This is a genomic window from Streptomyces filipinensis, assembly GCF_014649495.1.
Classification (GTDB): Bacteria; Actinomycetota; Actinomycetes; order Streptomycetales; family Streptomycetaceae; genus Streptomyces; species Streptomyces filipinensis.
On the sequence record NZ_BMTD01000002.1, the window covers coordinates 690,118 to 707,631 of the forward strand.

The 17,514-nt window shown below is 70.8% G+C and carries 19 protein-coding genes and 3 tRNA genes; 4 read left to right on the top strand and 18 right to left on the bottom strand.

Annotated elements, in window-relative coordinates; genetic code table 11:
• Positions 1 to 37 precede the first annotated feature (37 nt).
• The 9 genes from rplL to IE244_RS08220 form a co-directional block, all read right to left on the bottom strand.
• Positions 38 to 421 carry a 50S ribosomal protein L7/L12 gene (gene rplL / locus IE244_RS08180; RefSeq protein WP_191871964.1) on the bottom strand — a complete coding sequence of 128 codons (384 nt, stop codon included), beginning with the start codon at positions 419 to 421 and terminating at the stop codon, positions 38 to 40.
• A 111-nt stretch (positions 422 to 532) separates the two neighbouring features.
• On the bottom strand, positions 533 to 1,063 hold the full coding sequence (gene rplJ / locus IE244_RS08185) for a 50S ribosomal protein L10 (RefSeq protein ID WP_069779227.1): 531 nt from the start codon (positions 1,061 to 1,063) through the stop codon (positions 533 to 535).
• A gap of 458 nt (positions 1,064 to 1,521) precedes the next feature.
• Positions 1,522 to 2,412 (bottom strand): SCO4651 family lipoprotein, encoded by an 891-nt coding sequence (locus IE244_RS08190; RefSeq protein ID WP_506005165.1) that lies wholly within the window; start codon positions 2,410 to 2,412, stop codon positions 1,522 to 1,524.
• Positions 2,409 to 3,311, bottom strand: coding sequence for an SCO4651 family lipoprotein (locus IE244_RS08195; RefSeq protein ID WP_191871968.1), 903 nt, complete (start codon positions 3,309 to 3,311; stop codon positions 2,409 to 2,411). The genes IE244_RS08190 and IE244_RS08195 overlap by 4 nt, the downstream gene beginning before the upstream one ends.
• Positions 3,312 to 3,490: 179 nt before the next feature.
• On the bottom strand, positions 3,491 to 4,216 hold the full coding sequence (rplA, locus tag IE244_RS08200; protein ID WP_191871970.1) for a 50S ribosomal protein L1: 726 nt from the start codon (positions 4,214 to 4,216) through the stop codon (positions 3,491 to 3,493).
• Between the two features lie 99 nt (positions 4,217 to 4,315).
• Positions 4,316 to 4,750, bottom strand: a complete 435-nt coding sequence (gene rplK / locus IE244_RS08205; RefSeq protein ID WP_030345386.1) for a 50S ribosomal protein L11 — start codon at positions 4,748 to 4,750, stop codon at positions 4,316 to 4,318.
• Between the two features lie 169 nt (positions 4,751 to 4,919).
• A complete protein-coding gene (gene nusG, locus IE244_RS08210) occupies positions 4,920 to 5,783 on the bottom strand; it encodes a transcription termination/antitermination protein NusG (protein ID WP_191871972.1) in 864 nt (287 codons plus the stop codon).
• Positions 5,784 to 5,863: 80 nt separating this feature from the next.
• Positions 5,864 to 6,151, bottom strand: coding sequence for a preprotein translocase subunit SecE (gene secE, locus IE244_RS08215; RefSeq protein WP_031167031.1), 288 nt, complete (start codon positions 6,149 to 6,151; stop codon positions 5,864 to 5,866).
• A 107-nt stretch (positions 6,152 to 6,258) separates the two neighbouring features.
• Positions 6,259 to 6,331, bottom strand: a tRNA-Trp gene (locus tag IE244_RS08220).
• 262 nt (positions 6,332 to 6,593) lie between these two features.
• On the opposite strand from IE244_RS08220, the gene IE244_RS08225 reads away from it, so the two are divergent.
• Together IE244_RS08225 and IE244_RS08230 are read left to right on the top strand one after the other, a co-directional pair.
• Entirely contained in the window at positions 6,594 to 7,820 is a 1,227-nt protein-coding gene (locus IE244_RS08225) for a pyridoxal phosphate-dependent aminotransferase (protein ID WP_191871974.1), read from the top strand.
• Between the two features lie 124 nt (positions 7,821 to 7,944).
• Entirely contained in the window at positions 7,945 to 8,979 is a 1,035-nt protein-coding gene (locus tag IE244_RS08230) for an adenosine deaminase (protein WP_191871976.1), read from the top strand.
• Positions 8,980 to 8,982: 3 nt separating this feature from the next.
• Here IE244_RS08230 and IE244_RS08235 read toward each other — a convergent pair whose 3' ends face one another.
• Complete coding sequence (locus tag IE244_RS08235) at positions 8,983 to 9,594, bottom strand: TetR/AcrR family transcriptional regulator (RefSeq protein WP_191871978.1); 612 nt, start codon at positions 9,592 to 9,594, stop codon at positions 8,983 to 8,985.
• A gap of 104 nt (positions 9,595 to 9,698) precedes the next feature.
• Between IE244_RS08235 and IE244_RS08240 the strand changes: the two genes are divergently transcribed.
• Positions 9,699 to 10,331, top strand: a complete 633-nt coding sequence (locus IE244_RS08240) for an NAD(P)-dependent oxidoreductase (protein WP_191871980.1) — start codon at positions 9,699 to 9,701, stop codon at positions 10,329 to 10,331.
• Between the two features lie 42 nt (positions 10,332 to 10,373).
• Here the strand turns inward: IE244_RS08240 and IE244_RS08245 are convergent, their stop codons facing one another.
• The 8 genes from IE244_RS08245 to IE244_RS08280 all read right to left on the bottom strand — a co-directional run bounded on the left by IE244_RS08245 (position 10,374) and on the right by IE244_RS08280 (position 15,680).
• Complete coding sequence (locus IE244_RS08245) at positions 10,374 to 11,429, bottom strand: UDP-N-acetylmuramate dehydrogenase (protein WP_191871983.1); 1,056 nt, start codon at positions 11,427 to 11,429, stop codon at positions 10,374 to 10,376.
• A 244-nt stretch (positions 11,430 to 11,673) separates the two neighbouring features.
• Positions 11,674 to 13,185 carry an MFS transporter gene (locus IE244_RS08250; RefSeq protein ID WP_191871985.1) on the bottom strand — a complete coding sequence of 504 codons (1,512 nt, stop codon included), beginning with the start codon at positions 13,183 to 13,185 and terminating at the stop codon, positions 11,674 to 11,676.
• Between the two features lie 84 nt (positions 13,186 to 13,269).
• The gene (locus IE244_RS08255) at positions 13,270 to 13,839 is read right to left on the bottom strand and encodes a TetR/AcrR family transcriptional regulator (protein WP_191871987.1); all 570 of its coding nucleotides are present in this window, start codon (positions 13,837 to 13,839) and stop codon (positions 13,270 to 13,272) included.
• Positions 13,840 to 14,024: 185 nt separating this feature from the next.
• Positions 14,025 to 14,453, bottom strand: coding sequence for a MaoC family dehydratase (locus IE244_RS08260; RefSeq protein WP_191871989.1), 429 nt, complete (start codon positions 14,451 to 14,453; stop codon positions 14,025 to 14,027).
• Positions 14,454 to 14,460: 7 nt separating this feature from the next.
• Positions 14,461 to 14,913, bottom strand: coding sequence for a MaoC family dehydratase N-terminal domain-containing protein (locus IE244_RS08265; RefSeq protein WP_031167014.1), 453 nt, complete (start codon positions 14,911 to 14,913; stop codon positions 14,461 to 14,463).
• A gap of 320 nt (positions 14,914 to 15,233) precedes the next feature.
• The gene (gene rpmG, locus IE244_RS08270) at positions 15,234 to 15,398 is read right to left on the bottom strand and encodes a 50S ribosomal protein L33 (protein WP_003948671.1); all 165 of its coding nucleotides are present in this window, start codon (positions 15,396 to 15,398) and stop codon (positions 15,234 to 15,236) included.
• A 90-nt stretch (positions 15,399 to 15,488) separates the two neighbouring features.
• Positions 15,489 to 15,561, bottom strand: a tRNA-Met gene (locus tag IE244_RS08275).
• Between the two features lie 46 nt (positions 15,562 to 15,607).
• Positions 15,608 to 15,680: transfer RNA gene (locus IE244_RS08280), tRNA-Thr, on the bottom strand.
• Between the two features lie 340 nt (positions 15,681 to 16,020).
• On the opposite strand from IE244_RS08280, the gene IE244_RS08285 reads away from it, so the two are divergent.
• Entirely contained in the window at positions 16,021 to 17,286 is a 1,266-nt protein-coding gene (locus IE244_RS08285; protein WP_191871991.1) for an amidohydrolase family protein, read from the top strand.
• Positions 17,287 to 17,514 lie beyond the last annotated feature (228 nt).

Genomic DNA, 17,514 nt, shown 5'->3' on the forward strand with positions numbered 1-17,514 from the left:
TCGGCGCGCGTTCGAGTCCGTGCGGACCCGGAAGGTCTTACTTGACCTCGACGGAGGCGCCGGCGCCCTTGAGGGACTCGGCGGCCTTCTCCGCGGCCTCCTTGTTGACCTTCTCGAGGACCGGCTTCGGGGTGCCGTCGACGAGGTCCTTGGCCTCCTTCAGACCCAGGGAGGTCAGCTCACGCACGACCTTGATGACCTGGATCTTCTTGTCGCCGGCGCCGGTGAGGATGACGTCGAACTCGTCCTTCTCCTCCTCGGCCTCGGCCGGGGCGGCCGGGCCGGCCGGGCCGGCGACGGCGACCGCAGCGGCGGCGGTGACGTCGAACTTCTCCTCGAAGGCCTTCACGAACTCGGAGAGCTCGATGAGGGTCATCTCCTCGAACTGGGCGAGCAGGTCTTCCTGGCTGAGCTTCGCCATGATGGCGGTCCTTCCACTCAAATCGGCAGGTGCCGGATGTACTGGGTAAGGCGGGCGTACGTCGGCCCGCTGCGACCCGCGCCGTTGGTGCGGGTCAGAAAGCGAGCCGAATTACTCGGCACCGCCCTGCTCGGCCTGCTTGGCGCGCAGCGCGTCCACGGTGCGGACGAGCTTCGACGGCAGCGCCTGGAAGAGCTGAGCAGCCTGGGACTGCTTGCCCTTGAAGGCACCGGCCAGCTTGCTGAGCAGAACCTCGCGGGACTCGAGGTCCGCAAGCTTCTTGATCTCGTCGGCGGAGAGGGCCTTGCCCTCGAGAACACCGCCCTTGATGACGAGATTGGGGTTGTCCTTGGCGAAGTCACGCAGACCCTTCGCCGACTCCACCGGGTCACCGGTGACGAAGGCGACGGCCGTCGGGCCAGCGAAGAGCTGGTCCTCCAGCGTGATCCCGGCCTCCTTGGCCGCAATCTTGGTCAGCGTGTTCTTCACCACGGCGTACTGGGCGTTCTCACCGAGCGACCGGCGCAGCGTCTTGAGCTGCGCCACGGTGAGACCGCGGTACTCGGTCAGCACGGCGGCGTTGGAGCTGCGGAACTTGTCCGTCAGCTCCGCAACCGCGGCAGCCTTGTCGGGCCTCGCCATAGAGCCTCGGCCTCCTTCCGGGTGATTCGGACCGCGCGGACCCGAAGGAGGACTGGGGAAAACGAAACGCCCCGGCGCAGGCGCACGGGGCGGACTCGACCGGCCGCACACGCGCTCGGCGCGCGCACTCCGGGAGTTCTTCCACAGTCACCTGCGCGGGTCGCCCACTTTTCAGCGGATCCTTCGGCCACCGCGCCCTCGTTCGAGCGCACGGCAACGACCAGCGGTCTTTGGCTTCTGCAAGAGAGTACGCGACCGGTACGCCACCGAGCAAATCGCCCCGCGACCGGTATGGCACGGCCGCGGAGGGCCCGGACGGTGCCCTGCGGCGCTCGGCGAGCCGGGAAGGCGGACGGGTGCCCTGCGGCGCTCGGCGAGCCGGGAAGGCCTGGCGGAGTGTTCTGGTGCCGGCCGGGCCGGGAGAGCCGGGTGGAGGCCCTCCGTGGCGGTTCTGGGGGTCAGCGCTCGGGCCGGTGTGCCGGCTTGCGGACGTCCACCGTGTCCGCGGTGGCGGGCGCCCGGACCCGTACCGGGGCGCCGACGTCGTGGAAGGTGACCGTGAGGTCGAACTCGCCGTGCCGGCCGAAGCCCCGCACGCGCTGCCGGCTGACCTGGTTGCGGCCGTCGAGCCACACGTCCAGGGTCAGCTCGTCCACGCCCTGCTCGGCGTACACGTCCAGGCTCCGCCGCCGGCCCGCCCGGCCGGGGCCGTCCTGGTCCCTCAGCCGGCGACGCAGCTCGGCCACGGTGACCGTGCCGGTGTAGTGCGTGGTGCGGGTCTGCTCGACGGTCTCGGTGCCGGTGCGGTGGATGTCCTTCGCGGCCGTGAGAAAGGCGGCCTCCCGGACCGGATTGTGCCCGGCCTCGTCGCGCATGGCGGTCATGTCCACCCGCAGGCCCCCGCCCGAGCGGAACTTCGCGGTGGGCCCGAAGTCGAGCCAGTGCCTGCCGTGGGACTCGCGCACCCCTGCGGCGGACATGCTGGAGTACAGGTGACGGCCGACCAGGCGCAGTTCGAGGGTGCCCGGCTCGGCGCCGCCGAGGGTGGTGATCCGCACCCGGCCCACCGCCGGCCGGGTGCCGACCCAGCCCTCGGCCCGGATCCGCCCCTGTTCGGGCGCCCGCCCGGTGATGCTGTAGCGCAGCGAGTCGGCGGCTTCGGTCTGCCGTACGGCCCGGGCCACGGCCGCCGCCGGTCCGCCCGGCGCCCGCGTGCCGCCGATGGCCGTCGAGCAGCCGGCCGCACCGGCGAGAGCGAGGCCGAGGCCGAGGAGAGCGACGCGCGGGACGCGCGGGGACAGCCTCGACGGCCTCGTGGGCTTCCCCTGGTTCCGGGACCCGGTGTTCAGGAGCGGGTGCCCGCGCCGCCGGCGACGGTCCCGCCGGACTTCAGCAGGTCCGCGAAGTCCTTGGTGTCGCTCGCCGGGGGTGCCTCCGCGGAGACCTTCACGCCGTAGTCGCTGTAGTAGGCGGTGCTGGTCATGGTGCCGTGCGCCGTGTCGGCCCGCTCGGACTTCTTCACCAGCAGGTTCTTATCGTTGACCCAGATGTCGATGGTGTCGGTGGTGACGCCCGCCTGGTCGAGCTGCTGCTTCAGCGCCGACAGCTGGTCCTTGCTGAGGTTGCCGCTCTTGCCCGCGAGGTCCGCGACGTTCACCGTGCCCGAGTAGTGGGTCGTGCGGACGCCGGAGACCGTCTCCTCGCCGGCCTTCTTCACGTCACCGGAGGCCAGCAGCATCTTCACGGACTGGTTCGGCGTGGAGTTCTGCAGCTGGTCCTTCATGTACGAACCGGAGGCGCCGCCGAGCTTGGCGAGGTCGTCGTACGCGTACCTGACCCAGTGCTTGCCACCCGCGTGCTGGGCGTACGCGTCGCTCATGTGGGCGTAGTAGGCACCCGGCAGGTAGCGGGCCTCCATCGACGCCGTGCCGGCCTTGCGCATCAGCTCGGCCATCTGGCCGCCGGTGTAGGTGATGGTGAGGTTGCCCTTGAGACCGTCACCCCAGGTGAGGGCGCCGTTCGCGGTCATCGACATCAGGTTGCCGATGGAGGTGGTGGAGCGGACCTTGGCCGAGTCCGCCTTGTCGGTGGACTGCTCGGCGTTGCGCAGCGCGGCGATGGGGCTGATGTGGATGGCGACACCGCCCGCCGCCTTGTCGCCCTTCCCGGAACCGCAGGCGGCCACCCCGGTCAGCGCGGCCACCACCGCCACGGACAGGGATATCCGGCGCGCCGTCGTGCTCTTCATCTTGTCCTACCCCCATGCGAGTCGAGTGCCTGCACCGTAGCCCAGGCCACTGACAGCCGTGCGAAAGCTCGTACAAAGAAAGGCTCGTACAAAGAAAGGACGGACCCCGCACCTGGAAGGTTGCAGGGCCCGCCCTTACTCACGCGTACCTGACGCGGCTACCGGGGGGAGCGCATGGCTCAGACGGCGGCCGGGTCCTCCTCGACGAGGAGGTTGCGGGTGCGGTTGGAGTCGACCGGAATGCCGGGGCCCATCGTGGTGCTGATGGCGGCCTTCTTGATGTAGCGACCCTTGGCGGCGGACGGCTTCAGACGGAGGATCTCCTCCAGCGCGGCGCCGTAGTTCTCCACCAGCTTGGTGTCGTCGAAGGACACCTTGCCGATGATGAAGTGCAGGTTCGAGTGCTTGTCGACGCGGAACTCGATCTTGCCGCCCTTGATCTCGGTCACGGCCTTGGCGGTGTCCGGGGTCACGGTGCCGGTCTTCGGGTTCGGCATCAGACCACGCGGGCCGAGGACGCGGCCGAGACGGCCGACCTTGCCCATGAGGTCCGGGGTGGCGACGACGGCGTCGAAGTCCAGACGGCCCTTCGCCACCTCGTCGATCAGCTCGTCGGCGCCGACGATGTCGGCGCCCGCGGCACGCGCGGCCTCGGCACGGTCACCGGTCGCGAAGACCAGGACCCGGGCGGTCTTACCGGTGCCGTGCGGAAGGTTCACGGTGCCACGGACCATCTGGTCGGCCTTGCGCGGGTCGACACCCAGACGGAAGGCGACCTCGACGGTGGAGTCGAACTTGGTCGTGGAGGTCTCCTTGGCGAGACGGACGGCCTCGAGCGGGGCGTACAGCTTCTCCCGGTCGACCTTGGCGTCCGCAGCGCGGAGAGCCTTGCTGCGCTTGCTCACAACTTGCTCCTGTGTGTTCTGAAAGGAGTCGTGGTCCCTGGGCCGAGCAGGCCCTGCCACGTGCGACCGGCTATGGCCGCATGACTACTGGGGTGGGGTTCAGCCCTCGACCGTGACGCCCATGGAGCGCGCGGTACCGGCGATGATCTTCGCCGCCGCGTCCAGGTCGTTCGCGTTCAGGTCGGGCATCTTGGTCTGGGCGATCTCGCGGACCTGCGCCTCGGTGATCTTGGCGACCTTGGTCTTGTGCGGCTCGCCGGAGCCCTTCTCGATGCCCGCGGCCTTGAGGATCATCTTCGCGGCCGGCGGCGTCTTGGTGATGAAGGTGAAGGAACGGTCCTCGTAGACCGTGATCTCCACCGGGATGACCCAACCGCGCTGCGACTCGGTCGCGGCGTTGTAGGCCTTGCAGAACTCCATGATGTTGACACCGTGCTGACCCAGCGCGGGGCCGACCGGCGGAGCCGGGTTGGCGGCACCGGCCTGGATCTGGAGCTTGATGAGCCCCGTGACCTTCTTCTTCTTGGGAGGCATAGCTCTCCGGGTCCTTTCATTCGGGTCCATGCCCGCGCAAGGATCGCGACCTGACGCAGGCATACCGCACAACGATAACGGGTATAGATGCGCGGCTAAAAACCGTGCAGGTCAGGCGGACCGTGACGGCCTGCCTGACCTGCGCGGAAGTACGAAGTCCAATAAAGGACTAGTTCTTCTGGATCTGGTCGAAGGAGAGCTCGACCGGCGTCTCGCGGCCGAAGATCTCCACCAGGCCCTTGACCTTCTTCGAGTCGGGGTTGATCTCGTTGATGGTCGCCTGCAGCGTGGCGAACGGACCGTCGGTGACGGTGACCGAGTCGCCGACCTCGAAGTCCAGCACCTGGACCTCGACCTTGCGCTGCGGAGCGGGCTTGCCCTCGGCCTCCGCGGCCTCGCGGGCGGCCTTCTCCTCGGCCTCCGGGGCGAGCATCTTGACGATCTCGTCCAGGGTCAGCGGGTACGGGTCGTAGGCGTTGCCGACGAAGCCGGTGACACCCGGGGTGTTGCGGACGACGCCCCAGGACTCGTTGGTCAGGTCCATGCGGACCAGGACGTAACCCGGCAGCTTGTTCTGCTTGATCGTCTTGCGGTCGCCGTTCTTGATCTGGACGACCTCTTCCTGCGGCACCTCGGCCTGGAAGATGTAGTCCTCGACGTTCAGCGAGACGGCGCGCTGCTCCAGGTTGGTCTTCACGCGGTTCTCGTAGCCGGCGTAGGTGTGGATGACGTACCACTCGCCGGGCAGGGTGCGCAGTTCCTCGCGCAGGGCCTGGACGGGGTCGACGGGCTCGGCCGGCTCCTCCTCGGCAGCCTCGGCGGCGGCCTCCTCGCCGGCGTCCTCGGCGTCCTCGTCCTCTTCGTCCTCGACGTGCAGGGCCGCCTCTTCGGCCGGCTCCCCCGCCTCGGCCTCGGCAGCCTCGAACTCGTCCTGCTCGTCCGCGCCCTCGACGATGTCGAGCTCGTCGTCCACCATCTCGGCAGCGGTCCCGCGAGGCTCGATGGCTTCGTCGTTCAGGTTCGGGTCAGACACGATGGCTGCTTCTTCCTGGATACATAGGGGTGGAACATGCGAAAACGGGCGCCGGTGCCACGGCGCCCTTCGCTCTTGGCTCAGCCGAAGACGTACTTGGCCGCGTGGTTGAGCCCATAGTCAATCACGGTCACCAGCGCAATCATGATGGCGACGAAGAAGATCACCACAGTGGTGTACGACGTCAGCTGGTTACGGCTCGGCCAGACGACCTTGCGGAGCTCCGCGATGATCTGGCGGTAGAAGGTGGCCAGGCGCTTCAGCGGGCCCTTCTTGGCGCGCTTACCGCCCTTGCGGGCCTTCTTCTTGGACTCCGGCAGCTCGTCCTGGGCGTCAGGCGTGTCGATGGAGCCCACGGCGTCCGTCATTCGTCCTCACCTGGTCCCGGGTCGTGGCCGTGCCGCGCCCGGTTTCTGAGCCGCACGGCGGTGCATTGCTGTACGTACATGCGCACACATCCTGGCGGTGTGTGTAGCAGGGCCGGAGGGACTTGAACCCCCAACCGCCGGTTTTGGAGACCGGTGCTCTACCAATTGAGCTACGACCCTTTGTGTGTCCCCCAACGTACCGCATCCAACCGGGTGCGCGGTGTGCACCGGGTGCGGTGGCGGCTGCTGAAGGCCAACGAGGTGAGAGTGTACGTGGTCCGCGGCCCGGCGTCGAACAGAAAGGGCCCGTCCAGGGCCACATGACCAAAGATCGTCCTGGCCGGCGCCCGGATTCGGACCCGTGTTCACGCCTCGACCCGATGCTGTTCAGTCCGTGAAACCCGCATGCCGCCGACATTTCCGGTCTGGAACGATGGGCCTCATGAGCGCTGCAACCCCACCCACCGAGCGCCGGGTCTCCGCCCGAGTCGGCGCGATCTCCGAGTCCGCCACCCTCGCCGTGGACGCCAAGGCCAAGGCCCTGAAGGCCGCCGGGCGTCCGGTGATCGGCTTCGGCGCCGGTGAACCCGACTTCCCGACGCCGGACTACATCGTCGAGGCGGCCGTCGAGGCCTGCAAGAACCCCAAGTACCACCGCTACACCCCGGCCGGCGGCCTGCCCGAGCTGAAGGCCGCGATCGCCGCGAAGACGCTGCGCGACTCCGGCTGGGAGCCCGACGTCTCCCAGATCCTCATCACCAACGGCGGCAAGCAGGCCATCTACGAGGCGTTCGCCGCGATCCTCGACCCGGGCGACGAGGTCATCGTCCCGGCGCCGTACTGGACGACGTACCCGGAGTCGATCCGCCTCGCGGGCGGCGTCCCGGTGGAGGTCGTGGCCGACGAGACCACCGGCTACCGCGTCAGCGTGGAGCAGCTGGAGGCGGCGCGCACGGAGAAGACGAAGGTCGTCCTCTTCGTCTCCCCGTCCAACCCGACGGGCGCCGTGTACTCCGAGGCCGAGTCCGAGGCGATCGGCCGCTGGGCCGTCGAGCACGGCCTGTGGGTGCTCACCGACGAGATCTACGAGCACCTGGTCTACGGCGACGCCGCCGCCGTCTCCCTGCCGGCGCTGCTGCCCGAGCTGCGCGACAAGTGCATCGTGGTCAACGGCGTGGCGAAGACGTACGCCATGACCGGCTGGCGCGTGGGCTGGGTCATCGGCCCGAAGGACGTCGTCAAGGCCGCGACGAACCTGCAGTCGCACGCCACCTCGAACGTCTCCAACGTCGCCCAGGTGGCCGCCCTGGCCGCCGTCTCGGGTGACCTCGACGCCGTGGCGAAGATGCGCGAGGCCTTCGACCGGCGCCGCAGGACCATCGTGCGGATGCTCAACGAGATCGACGGCGTGCTCTGCCCGGAGCCCGAGGGCGCCTTCTACGCCTACCCCTCGGTCAAGGCGCTGCTCGGCAAGGAGATCCGCGGCAAGCGCCCGCAGGACACGGTCGAGCTGGCCGCGCTGATCCTGGAAGAGGCCGAGGTCGCGGTCGTCCCGGGTGAGGCCTTCGGCACGCCGGGCTATCTGCGGCTTTCGTACGCGCTGGGCGACGAGGACCTCGTCGAGGGCGTGAGCCGCATCCAGAAGCTGCTGGCGGAGGCGCGGGACTGAGCGCTCCCGTTCCGGACAGGAGCACCTGGGGACGTCCCCGGGTGCTCCTGTTCGTTTGTGCGGGCAAGAGCCCGTACGGGGAAACGGCTACCGGTACGCAGGTGACGTACGGCAGGATCTGGGGATGGAGCGTGTACGTGAACTCTCTGAGCTGCCGAAAGCCCATCTGCACCTGCACTTCACCGGTTCGATGCGGCCGGGCACCGTCCTGGAACTGGCCGACAAACACGGCGTACGCCTGCCCGACACCCTGACCGAAGCGCTGACCAGTGGGGAACCGCCGAAGCTGCGGGCCACGGACGAGCGCGGCTGGTTCCGTTTCCAGCGGCTGTACGACGCGGCGCGCTCCTGCCTGCGCGAACCGGAGGACATCCAGCGCCTGGTCCGGGAGGCGGCCGAGGAGGACCTGAAGGACGGCTCGGGCTGGCTGGAGATCCAGGTGGACCCGACGTCGTACGCGCCCCGGCTGGGCGGTCTGATCCCGGCGCTGGAGATCATCCTGGACGCGGTGGAGACGACGTCCCGCGAGACCGGGCTCGGCATGCGGGTCCTGGTGGCCGCCAACCGCATGAAGCACCCGCTGGACGCCCGCACGCTGGCCCGCCTCGCGGTGCGCTACGCGGACCGGGGCGTGGTCGGTTTCGGGCTCTCCAACGACGAGCGGCGCGGCATGGCCCGGGACTTCGACCGGGCCTTCCACATCGCGCGCGAGGGCGGCCTGCTGTCGGCCCCGCACGGCGGCGAGCTGACCGGCCCCGCCTCGGTGCGCGACTGCCTGGACGACCTGCACGCCACCCGCATCGGGCACGGCGTGCGCGCGGCGGAGGACCCCCGGCTGCTGAAACGGCTGGCGGACCGGGGCGTGACCTGCGAGGTGTGCCCGGCGTCGAACGTGGCGCTCGGCGTGTACGAGAAGCCCGAGGACGTGCCGCTGCGGACGTTCTTCGAAACCGGCGTCCCGATGGCGCTCGGCGCCGACGACCCGCTGCTGTTCGGCTCCCGGCTCGCCGCCCAGTACGAGATCGCCCGCGAGGCCCACGGCTTCTCGGACGCCGAACTCGCCGAGCTGGCACGCCAGTCGGTGCGGGGCTCGGCCGCCCCCGAGGACGTCAAGACGCGGCTGCTGGCCGGCGTGGACGACTGGTTGCGCCCGGCGTGAGGTTCATGCGGGGGCGGGCGCGACGGAGACCGCGCCCAGCAGCGTCCTGACGAGCCGCGCGGCGAAGTCGTCGACCGGTGGCCGCTGCCCCGGCTCGGCCGCGTCGTAGGCGAACGCGCGCTGCGCGCAGGCGCCCAGCAGCAGGGAGGCGGCGGCGAAGGTGTCGGCGTCGGCGCGGACGCGGCCGGCGGCCTGTTCGGCGCGGAGGTAGGCGTCCAGGTCCTGGATGGGCTGGTGCGGCCCGGAGCCGAGCTTGCGCAGCGCCTCGTAGTGGCGCTCCTTGAGCTGGGTCTCGGCGTACAGGGACGCGGCGATCGGGAAGCTCTGCTCGTAGAAGAGGGCGGCCCGGCGGGCGATCTCGGTGAGGTTGCCCTCCAGGGTGCCCCGCCCCGGTTCGGCGGCGAGGCTGCCGAGCAGCGGGGTGAGCCGGGGAAGCCGCTCGGTGAGCACCCGGACGAACAGCTCTTCCTTGCTGTCGAAGTACTTGTAGAGGGCCGCCTCGGAGCAGCCGGCCGCGCGGGCGATCTCCTTGGTGGTGGCGCGGGCGAGTCCGACGGTGAGCATGAGCTCGTGGGCGGCGTCGAGGATGCGGACACGCGCCGGCTTCGGCTCCATGGGGGTCCAATCGGGCTTGACGAGTGGGTAAGTACTTACCCACTCTAGGTGGGAGCAGGAGTGAGTGAATACTCACCCACCTAGACGCAGTACGGGGAGCACCCATGAACCTCACCGTTTTCGGCGCCACCGGCGGCATCGGCCGGGAGATCGTCCGTCAGGCGCTCGGCGCCGGTCACCAGGTCACCGCCGTGGTCCGTGATCCGGCCCGGCTGGACGTCACGGGGGACGCCCTGCGGGTGGTCCGCGCCGACCTGACCGACCCCGAGGAGCTGCGCGCCACTGTCAGGGGCCGGGGCGCGGTCCTCTCCGGCCTGGGCGCCCGCAGCCGCAAGGACGCCGGGGTCGCCACCCGGCTGACCCGTACGATCCTGCACGCGATGGAGGCCGAGGGGGTACGGCGGCTGCTCGTGGTCAGCGCCGGCCCGGTCGGCCCCGCTCCCGCCGACGACGGCCCGCTGGACCGGGCCGCTCGCGGCCTGGTGTCGGCGATCCTCAAGGACGTCTACGCCGACCTGCGCGAGATGGAGGCCGAACTGGCCCGCAGCGGCACGGACTGGACGTCCGTACGGCCGCCGCGCCTGCAGGACAAGCCGCTCACCGGCCACTACCGCAGCGTCGTCGGGGGCTTCCCGCCCAGGGGCCGCTTCATCGCACGCGCGGACGTGGCCCACGCCATGCTGGCGATGGTCGACGACCAGGGCGCGGTGAAGCAGGGGGTGGGGGTGGCGTACTAGGCCGTGGTGGCCCTCCCGGGGGCTGCGCGCGGGACCGCGGTCCTACAGGCTGACGCCGACCGTCACCGGCTCGTTGACGAGCGTGATCCCGAAGGCCTCGCGCACCCCGGCGACCACCTCGCGGGCCAGCGCCAGCAGGTCCTCGGTGGTGGCCTCGCCCCGGTTGGTGAGGGCGAGGGTGTGCTTGGTGGAGATGCGGGCCGGCCCGGTGCCGTACCCCTTGGTGAAACCGGCCTTGTCGATCAGCCAGGCCGCGGACGTCTTCGTACGGCCCTCCCCCGCCGGGTAGGCGGGCGGCTCGACACCGTCGTCCAGCCGCTCACGCACGCGCGCGTGGAACGCGGCGAACTGCTCGTCGGTGAGGATCGGGTTGGTGAAGAAGGACCCGGCGGACCAGGTGTCGTGGTCCTCGGGATCGAGCACCATGCCCTTGCCGGCGCGCAGCTTGAGCACCGTCTCACGGGCGTCGGCCAGCGGCACCCGGTCGCCCTGCCCGACGCCGAGCGCACGGGCCGTCTCGGCGTACCTGACGGGTGCCGACAGCCCGGCCGCGTCCTCCAGCTCGAAGCGGACGCGCAGCACGACATAGCGCTCGGGGTCGGCCTTGAAGCGGCTGTGACGGTACGAGAAGGCGCACTCCTCGTTCGTCAGCGTGACGGTCTCGCCGGCGCGCCGGTCGTAGGCGATGACCTCGGTGATGGTGGAGGAGACCTCCTGGCCGTAGGCGCCCACGTTCTGGATCGGCGTGGCACCCGCGGATCCGGGGATGCCGGCCAGGCACTCGATACCGGCGAGCCCGGCCTCGACCGTGCGGGCGACGGCGTCCGTCCACACCTCGCCGGCCGCCAGCTCCAGCGTCGTACCGCGCAGCTCGACACCGCGCGTGGCGATGCGCAGGGCGGTGCCGTCGAAACCCTTGTCGCCGATGACCAGGTTCGATCCGCCGCCGATGACCAGCAGCGGCGTCCCGCTGTCGTCGGCCTCGCGGACGGCGGCGATCACCTCGGCGTCGGTCACCGCGGTGACCAGGCGCGTCGCGGGACCGCCCAGCCGGAAGGTGGTCAGCGGGGCAAGGGGGGCGTCGTGGAGTACCTGCACGGGCCCAAGACTACGAGACGCCTGCGCCCGGGCGGACGGGCCCGGTCGGCCGCCCGGGCACGCCTGCTCGCCGGACCGGGCACACGTGCACGCGCGCGTGGCCCCTTTTCGAAGGCCACGCGCGCGTGCACGTGCACTGCCAGCCGGTGGTCCACGTGAGCCGCCGCTCCGCCTCCTCCCAGCTCACGGGCAGCCGGTCGCTGGAGCTCTGCCATGTGGCGAGGTCTTGGGCGGGGCGGCGGGTTCAGCGGACGGTGGTCTCCAGGGCGGCGTTCTCCACGTCGGCGTTCTCCACGTCGGCGGCCTCCGGGGCCCCGGACTCCGGGGCTGTCGCGGATGCCTGGCCGTCCACCGCGGCGAGCCGGGCGGCACTTCGGCGGGCCGGGATCACCAGGGCCGCCACCGCGGCCAGGGCGACCACCGCCGAGCCGGTGACCAGGGCGGGCCGCAGGCCGTCCACGAAGCTCTGCGCGCTCTCGTAGCCACCCCGCGCGGAGAAGATCGACGACATCACGGCGATGCCGAGCGCGCCGCCCACCTCGCGCAGCGCGTTGTTCGCGCCGGAGGCGATGCCCTGCTCCTGCGGGCGGACGCTGGACATCACCAGGTTGGCGGCCGGCGCGAAGTACAGGGCCATCCCGATGCCGCTGATGACGAGGGCGGGCAGCTGGGCGGCGTAGGAGGCGTGCGCGGTGGCCACCGCGGCCATGTAACCGAGACCGACGGCCTGCAGGAACAGACCCGCGGCCACGACCGGGCGGCCGCCGACGCGGTCCGAGAGGATCCCCGCGACGGGCGCGACGAGCATCGGCATGCCGGTCCACGGCAGCATCCTGAGGCCCGCCTCGGTGGGCGAGTAGCCGAGCACGCCCTGCATGTACTGGCTGAGCAGGAAGATCGAGCCGAACATGCCCAGGAACATCAGCAGGCTCGCCGCGTTGATGCCGGCGAAGGCACGGGACCGGAACAGCCTCATCGGCAGCATGGGGCTGGCCGCCCGCGCGCTGTACAGGACGAACCCGGTCAGCAGCGCGCCGCCGGCGGACAGCGCGGTCAGGACCAGGGTGTCGGTCCAGCCGTCGGAGGGCCCGCGGACCAGGCCGTAGACGATGCCGAAGAGCCCACCGCTGGCGAGCAGGGTGCCGGGGACGTCGAGCCGGGCGCCGGCGCCGTAGGACTCGGCGAGGCGCAGGCGGGCGAGCGGCAGCGTGACCAGGCCGAGCGGGACGTTCAGCCAGAAGATCCAGTGCCAGGAGACATGTTCGGTGAGGCTGCCGCCGATGAGCGGCCCGGAGGCGACGGCGAGGCCGTTGACGGCGCCCCAGATGCCGTACATCATCCCGCGCTTGGCGGCGGGCACGGCCGCGGTCAGCAGGGTCAGCGTGAGCGGCATCATCACGGCCGCGCCGACGCCCTGGACCGCGCGGGCGGCGATCAGGGAGCCGATGCCGGGCGCCATGGCCGCGGCGGCGGAGGCGCCGGTGAACACGGTGAGGCCGGCGATGAACAGCCGGCGGCGCCCGAAGCGGTCGCCGAGCGCCGCGCCGAACATCAGCAGGACGGCGAAGGTGAGCGTGTAGGCGCTCACGGTCCATTCGAGGTCGCCCAGCGCGCCGCCGAGGTCCTTGCGGATGGAGGGCAGGGCGGTGGTGACGACGAGGTTGTCGAGGGCCGCCATGAATCCGGCGACGCTGGTGATCACCAGGGCCCACGCGGCCCCTCCGCGCGATGCGCCCTGCGCGGTCTGCTGTGACATCTCTCCCCCTAGAGAGCGAACGAGTTAGTTATTGCTGACTAACTTTCCTGGGCGCGAAAGAGGCGGGCCACCCGCCTCGTCCCGCTACTTCTCCAGCCGGCCCGTGACCCGGGCCGACGGATACATCCCCTGCCAGACCCGGTGTTCGGGCGGAAACCCCATGGCCGTGAGGGTGTTGATGAGCATCCCGTAGGCCAGGAAGGTCGTGGTCTCGCCGTCATCCGCGCCGAGCGGCAGGTGGACCGTGTCCCAGAGCTTCATCCAGGCCGTCCGCACGGCCTCTCCGAACTCGTGGTCACCCTCCGCTTCGGCGGCCGCGACAGCGATGTACGTCTGCATCTGCATCTGGAGCTTCTCGGGCTGCTCCGTGATCATCCGCACATAGGCGTTCGCCATGGCGTGCAGGGCCTGCTCACCCTCCAGCCCCTCGGCCGCCTCCTCGAAGACCCGGCAGGTGTCCTCCACGCACCGGAACGACGCGGCGGCGAAGATCGCCTTCTTGCCCGCGAAGAGCCGGAAGAGATACGGCTGCGAGACGCCCACGCGGGCCGCGATGGCCTCGGTGGACGTGCCGTAGTACCCCTTCCGCGCGAACTCCGTGATCGCCGCGCGAACGACGCTCTCACGCCGCTCCTCTGCACTCATCCTGGGCATGCGGCTAAGTTAGTACTCAATCACTAACTTAGCAAGCGGCCCGTGCGGGGCCCGCTTTCCGCGGACGCGTAAGGGGCGCCCCTCCAGGGAGGACGCCCCTTACATCGCCGCTGTGGTCTTCACCACTGTGGGTCATCACCGCTGTGGGTCATCACCGCTGTGGGTCATCACCGCTGCGGGCGCCGTCAGGCCAGACGCACGACCGCCCGGGACATGCCCAGCACCTTCTGGCCGCCGCTGGTCGCCGTGAGGTCCACCCGCACCGCGTTGTCGTCCAGCTTGGCCGCCACCTTGCCGCTGACCTCGATCAGGGCCCCCTGGTCGTCGTTCGGCACGACGACCGGCTTGGTGAAGCGGACGCCGTACTCCACGACCGCGCCCGGGTCACCGACCCAGTCCGTGACCACGCGGATCGCCTCGGCCATGGTGAACATGCCGTGCGCGATGACGTCCGGCAGGCCCACCTCCTTGGCGAACTTCTCGTTCCAGTGGATCGGGTTGAAGTCCCCGGAGGCGCCCGCGTAGCGCACGAGGGTGGCCCGGGTCACGGGAAAGGTCTGCGCCGACAGCTCGGTGCCGACCTCGACGTCCGCGTACGTGATCTTCGCCGTCATCAGGTCCTCACGCCTCCTCGGCCGCGCGGGCCACCAGCTTGGTCCAGGCGGTCACGACGTGCTCGCCCGCCTCGTCGTACACCTCACCGCGGATGTCCAGGATGTCGTTGCCCGCGAGGGACTTGATCCCCTCGATGGTGGAGGTGACCGAGAGCCGGTCACCGGCGCGCACCGGGCGGTTGTAGGCGAACTTCTGGTCGCCGTGCACGACGCGGCTGTAGTCGAGGCCGAGCTGCGGGTCCTCGACGACCTGCGCCGCGGCCCGGAAGGTGATGGAGAAGACGAAGGTCGGCGGGGCGATCACATCGGGATGTCCGTACGCCTTCGCGGCCTCGGGGTCGGTGTAGACCGGGTTGGTCTCGCCCACCGCCTCGGCGAACTCGCGGATCTTCTCCCGGCCCACCTCGTAGGCCGCGGTGGGCGGGTAGGTCCGTCCTACGAAGGACTGGTCGAGCGCCATGGCCCGGCACCTCCTGATGTCTGCTGTGATGGCCCCAAATTAGCCGGAAACCAGCTGGGGAACGTGCGGGTGGGACGGACGGGCAACCGGCGGGTCGACGCGCAACTGTCTACGAGGCGCGCGGGCCGATGAGCCGCTGAACCCCGTCGGCCCTACGAGTCGTGAACCCCGTCGGCCCTCCGAGTCGGTGAGCCGCACCGGCCCTATGAGTCGGTGACCCGCGTCGGCTCACGAGCCGGTGAACCGGGTGATCCGGCGCCGCTCTTGAAACGACGCGAGGCCGCCCCCTCGGAAGGGGACGGCCTCGCGTACGAGCCTGTTTATCGCGTCTCGCGGTGCGCGGTGTGCGCGTTGCAACGCGGGCAGTGCTTCTTCATCTCAAGACGGTCCGGGTTGTTACGCCGGTTCTTCTTGGTGATGTAGTTCCGCTCCTTGCACTCCACGCAGGCCAGCGTGATCTTCGGGCGGACGTCGGTGGCAGCCACGTGAGTGCTCCTAAGACGAACGGATGGACTGATTCAACGCAAGAAAGAGTAGCCGATCGAAGGACCGACCCCGCAATCGGCTACTGTCTGTAGCGGTGACCGGACTTGAACCGGTGACACAGCGATTATGAGCCGCTTGCTCTACCGACTGAGCTACACCGCTGCGATGCGATCGGAACCCGCCTTTCGACGGGAACCTCTCACACCAGAGCCCCAAAACGGAATCGAACCGTTGACCTTCTCCTTACCATGGAGACGCTCTGCCGACTGAGCTATTGGGGCGAGCGATGAAGACATTACACGGTCCGCCGCCGTTCACCCAAATCCGTATCCGGCCGCCCATCACGGCCCGCATCCCAGCCCTCGCAGCGGCCTCGTGAGTCGCGTGGACGGGGGCCCGCCGGGACGGATCCCGCGGCCACGCGCGGGTGCCGCACGTGTGCCACACGCATGCCGCACGTGACTGCCGGGGGCGGACCACGCCGGTACGACTATTGCGCCCCTGCGCGTCCCGCGCGGCTCGCCACCCTAGGCTCGACTCACTCTGCGTGATCATGGGGTTACCGGCCCCTGAATCCTCACGCGGGTCCGTCCGAGCCCCCGGCCCCGAACCTGGAGCGCGATGCCCGACAGCCAGCCGCAGCCCCACCCACCGTCGAACTCCTCGGGATCCTCCGGCCAGTCCGACGTCGCCGCCCTGCTGCTGTGCGGGGCCCGGCTCACCGACGGCCGGACCGTGGACGTGCGGCTGGGCGGCGGGCGCATCGAGGCGGTGGGCACGGCCGGCAGCCTCGCGCCCGGCCCGGCCCGCACAGGCGCCACCCGCGTGGACCTGAACGGGTACCTGCTCCTCCCGGCCCCGGCCGAGCCCCACGCGCACAGTGACACCGCGCTGTCCGCCGAGCACCCCGGGCCGGTGTCGTACGCCCCCGAGGACGTCCAGCGCCGGGCGACGGAGGCGGCTCTGCTGCAGCTCGGGCACGGGGCGACGGCGGCACGCGCGCACGTGCGCGTGGGTGATGTCCAGGGCCTCGGCGCACTGGGTGCCGTCCTGCAGGCGCGGCGCTCGCTGCGCGGGCTGGCGGAGCTGGCGACGGTGGCCATGCCGCGGCTGCTGACCGGGGTGGCCGGGGCCGACGGGCTGGCGATGCTGCGTGACGCGGTCAAGATGGGCGCCTCCGTGGTGGGCGGCTGCCCCGACCTGGACCCCGATCCCACGGGCTATGTGGAGACGGTCCTTGAGGTGGCCTCCGAGCACGGCTGCCCGGTGGATTTGCACACGGACGCCTCCGACCCGGCCCGCCTGTCCCGGCTCGCGGCCATGGCGGGGGGCTTGCGCCCCGGCGTGACGATCGGGCCGTGCGCCGGTCTCATGCGCCTTCCCGCCGAGGCCGCCTCACGCGCCGCCGACCAGCTCGCGGCGGCCGGCGTGACGGTCGTGTGCCTGCCCCAGGGCGGCTGCGGCGGCGCCGACCGGCGGGGCGTCGCTCCGCTCCGGCTGCTGCGCGCGGCCGGGGTGCGGGTGGCGGCCGGCAGTGGTGCCCTGCGCGACCTGTCGAACCCCGTCGGCCGCGGTGACCCGCTGGAGGCGGCGTACCTCCTCGCCTCCGCCCACGGCCTGCGCCCGCAGGACGCCTACGACGCCGTGAGCGTCTCGGCGCGCACGGCGCTGGGGCTGCCAGAGGTCCGCGTGGAGGCCGGCTTCCCCGCCGAGCTCCTGGCCGTGCGCGGCGACCGCCTGGCCGGCGCCCTGTCCCTGGCCTACAGCCGGATCGTGGTGCACCGGGGGCGGGTGGTGGCCCGCACGAGTGCGGTGCGCGAGTACTGCAACTCGGCGGCCGCGGCGGAACTCGGGCTGCCACGGCAGGGGCGCGGTGAGCTGTCATGAGGCGGCCGGGCCGACCTGAGAGCTGCCGGGGCGGCCCGGGAGGCAGCTGATGTCTTCTGGGCGGCCCGGGAGCCGGCTGATGCGTCTCGGGCGAGCCGGAAGCCGGCTGTTGCCCCCGGGCGGGCCGGAAGTCGGCTGCTACCCCCCGGGCGGGCCGGAAGCCGGCTGATGCGTCTCGGGCGGGCCGGAAGCCGGCTGTTGCCTCTCGGGCGGCCCGAGAGCCGGCTG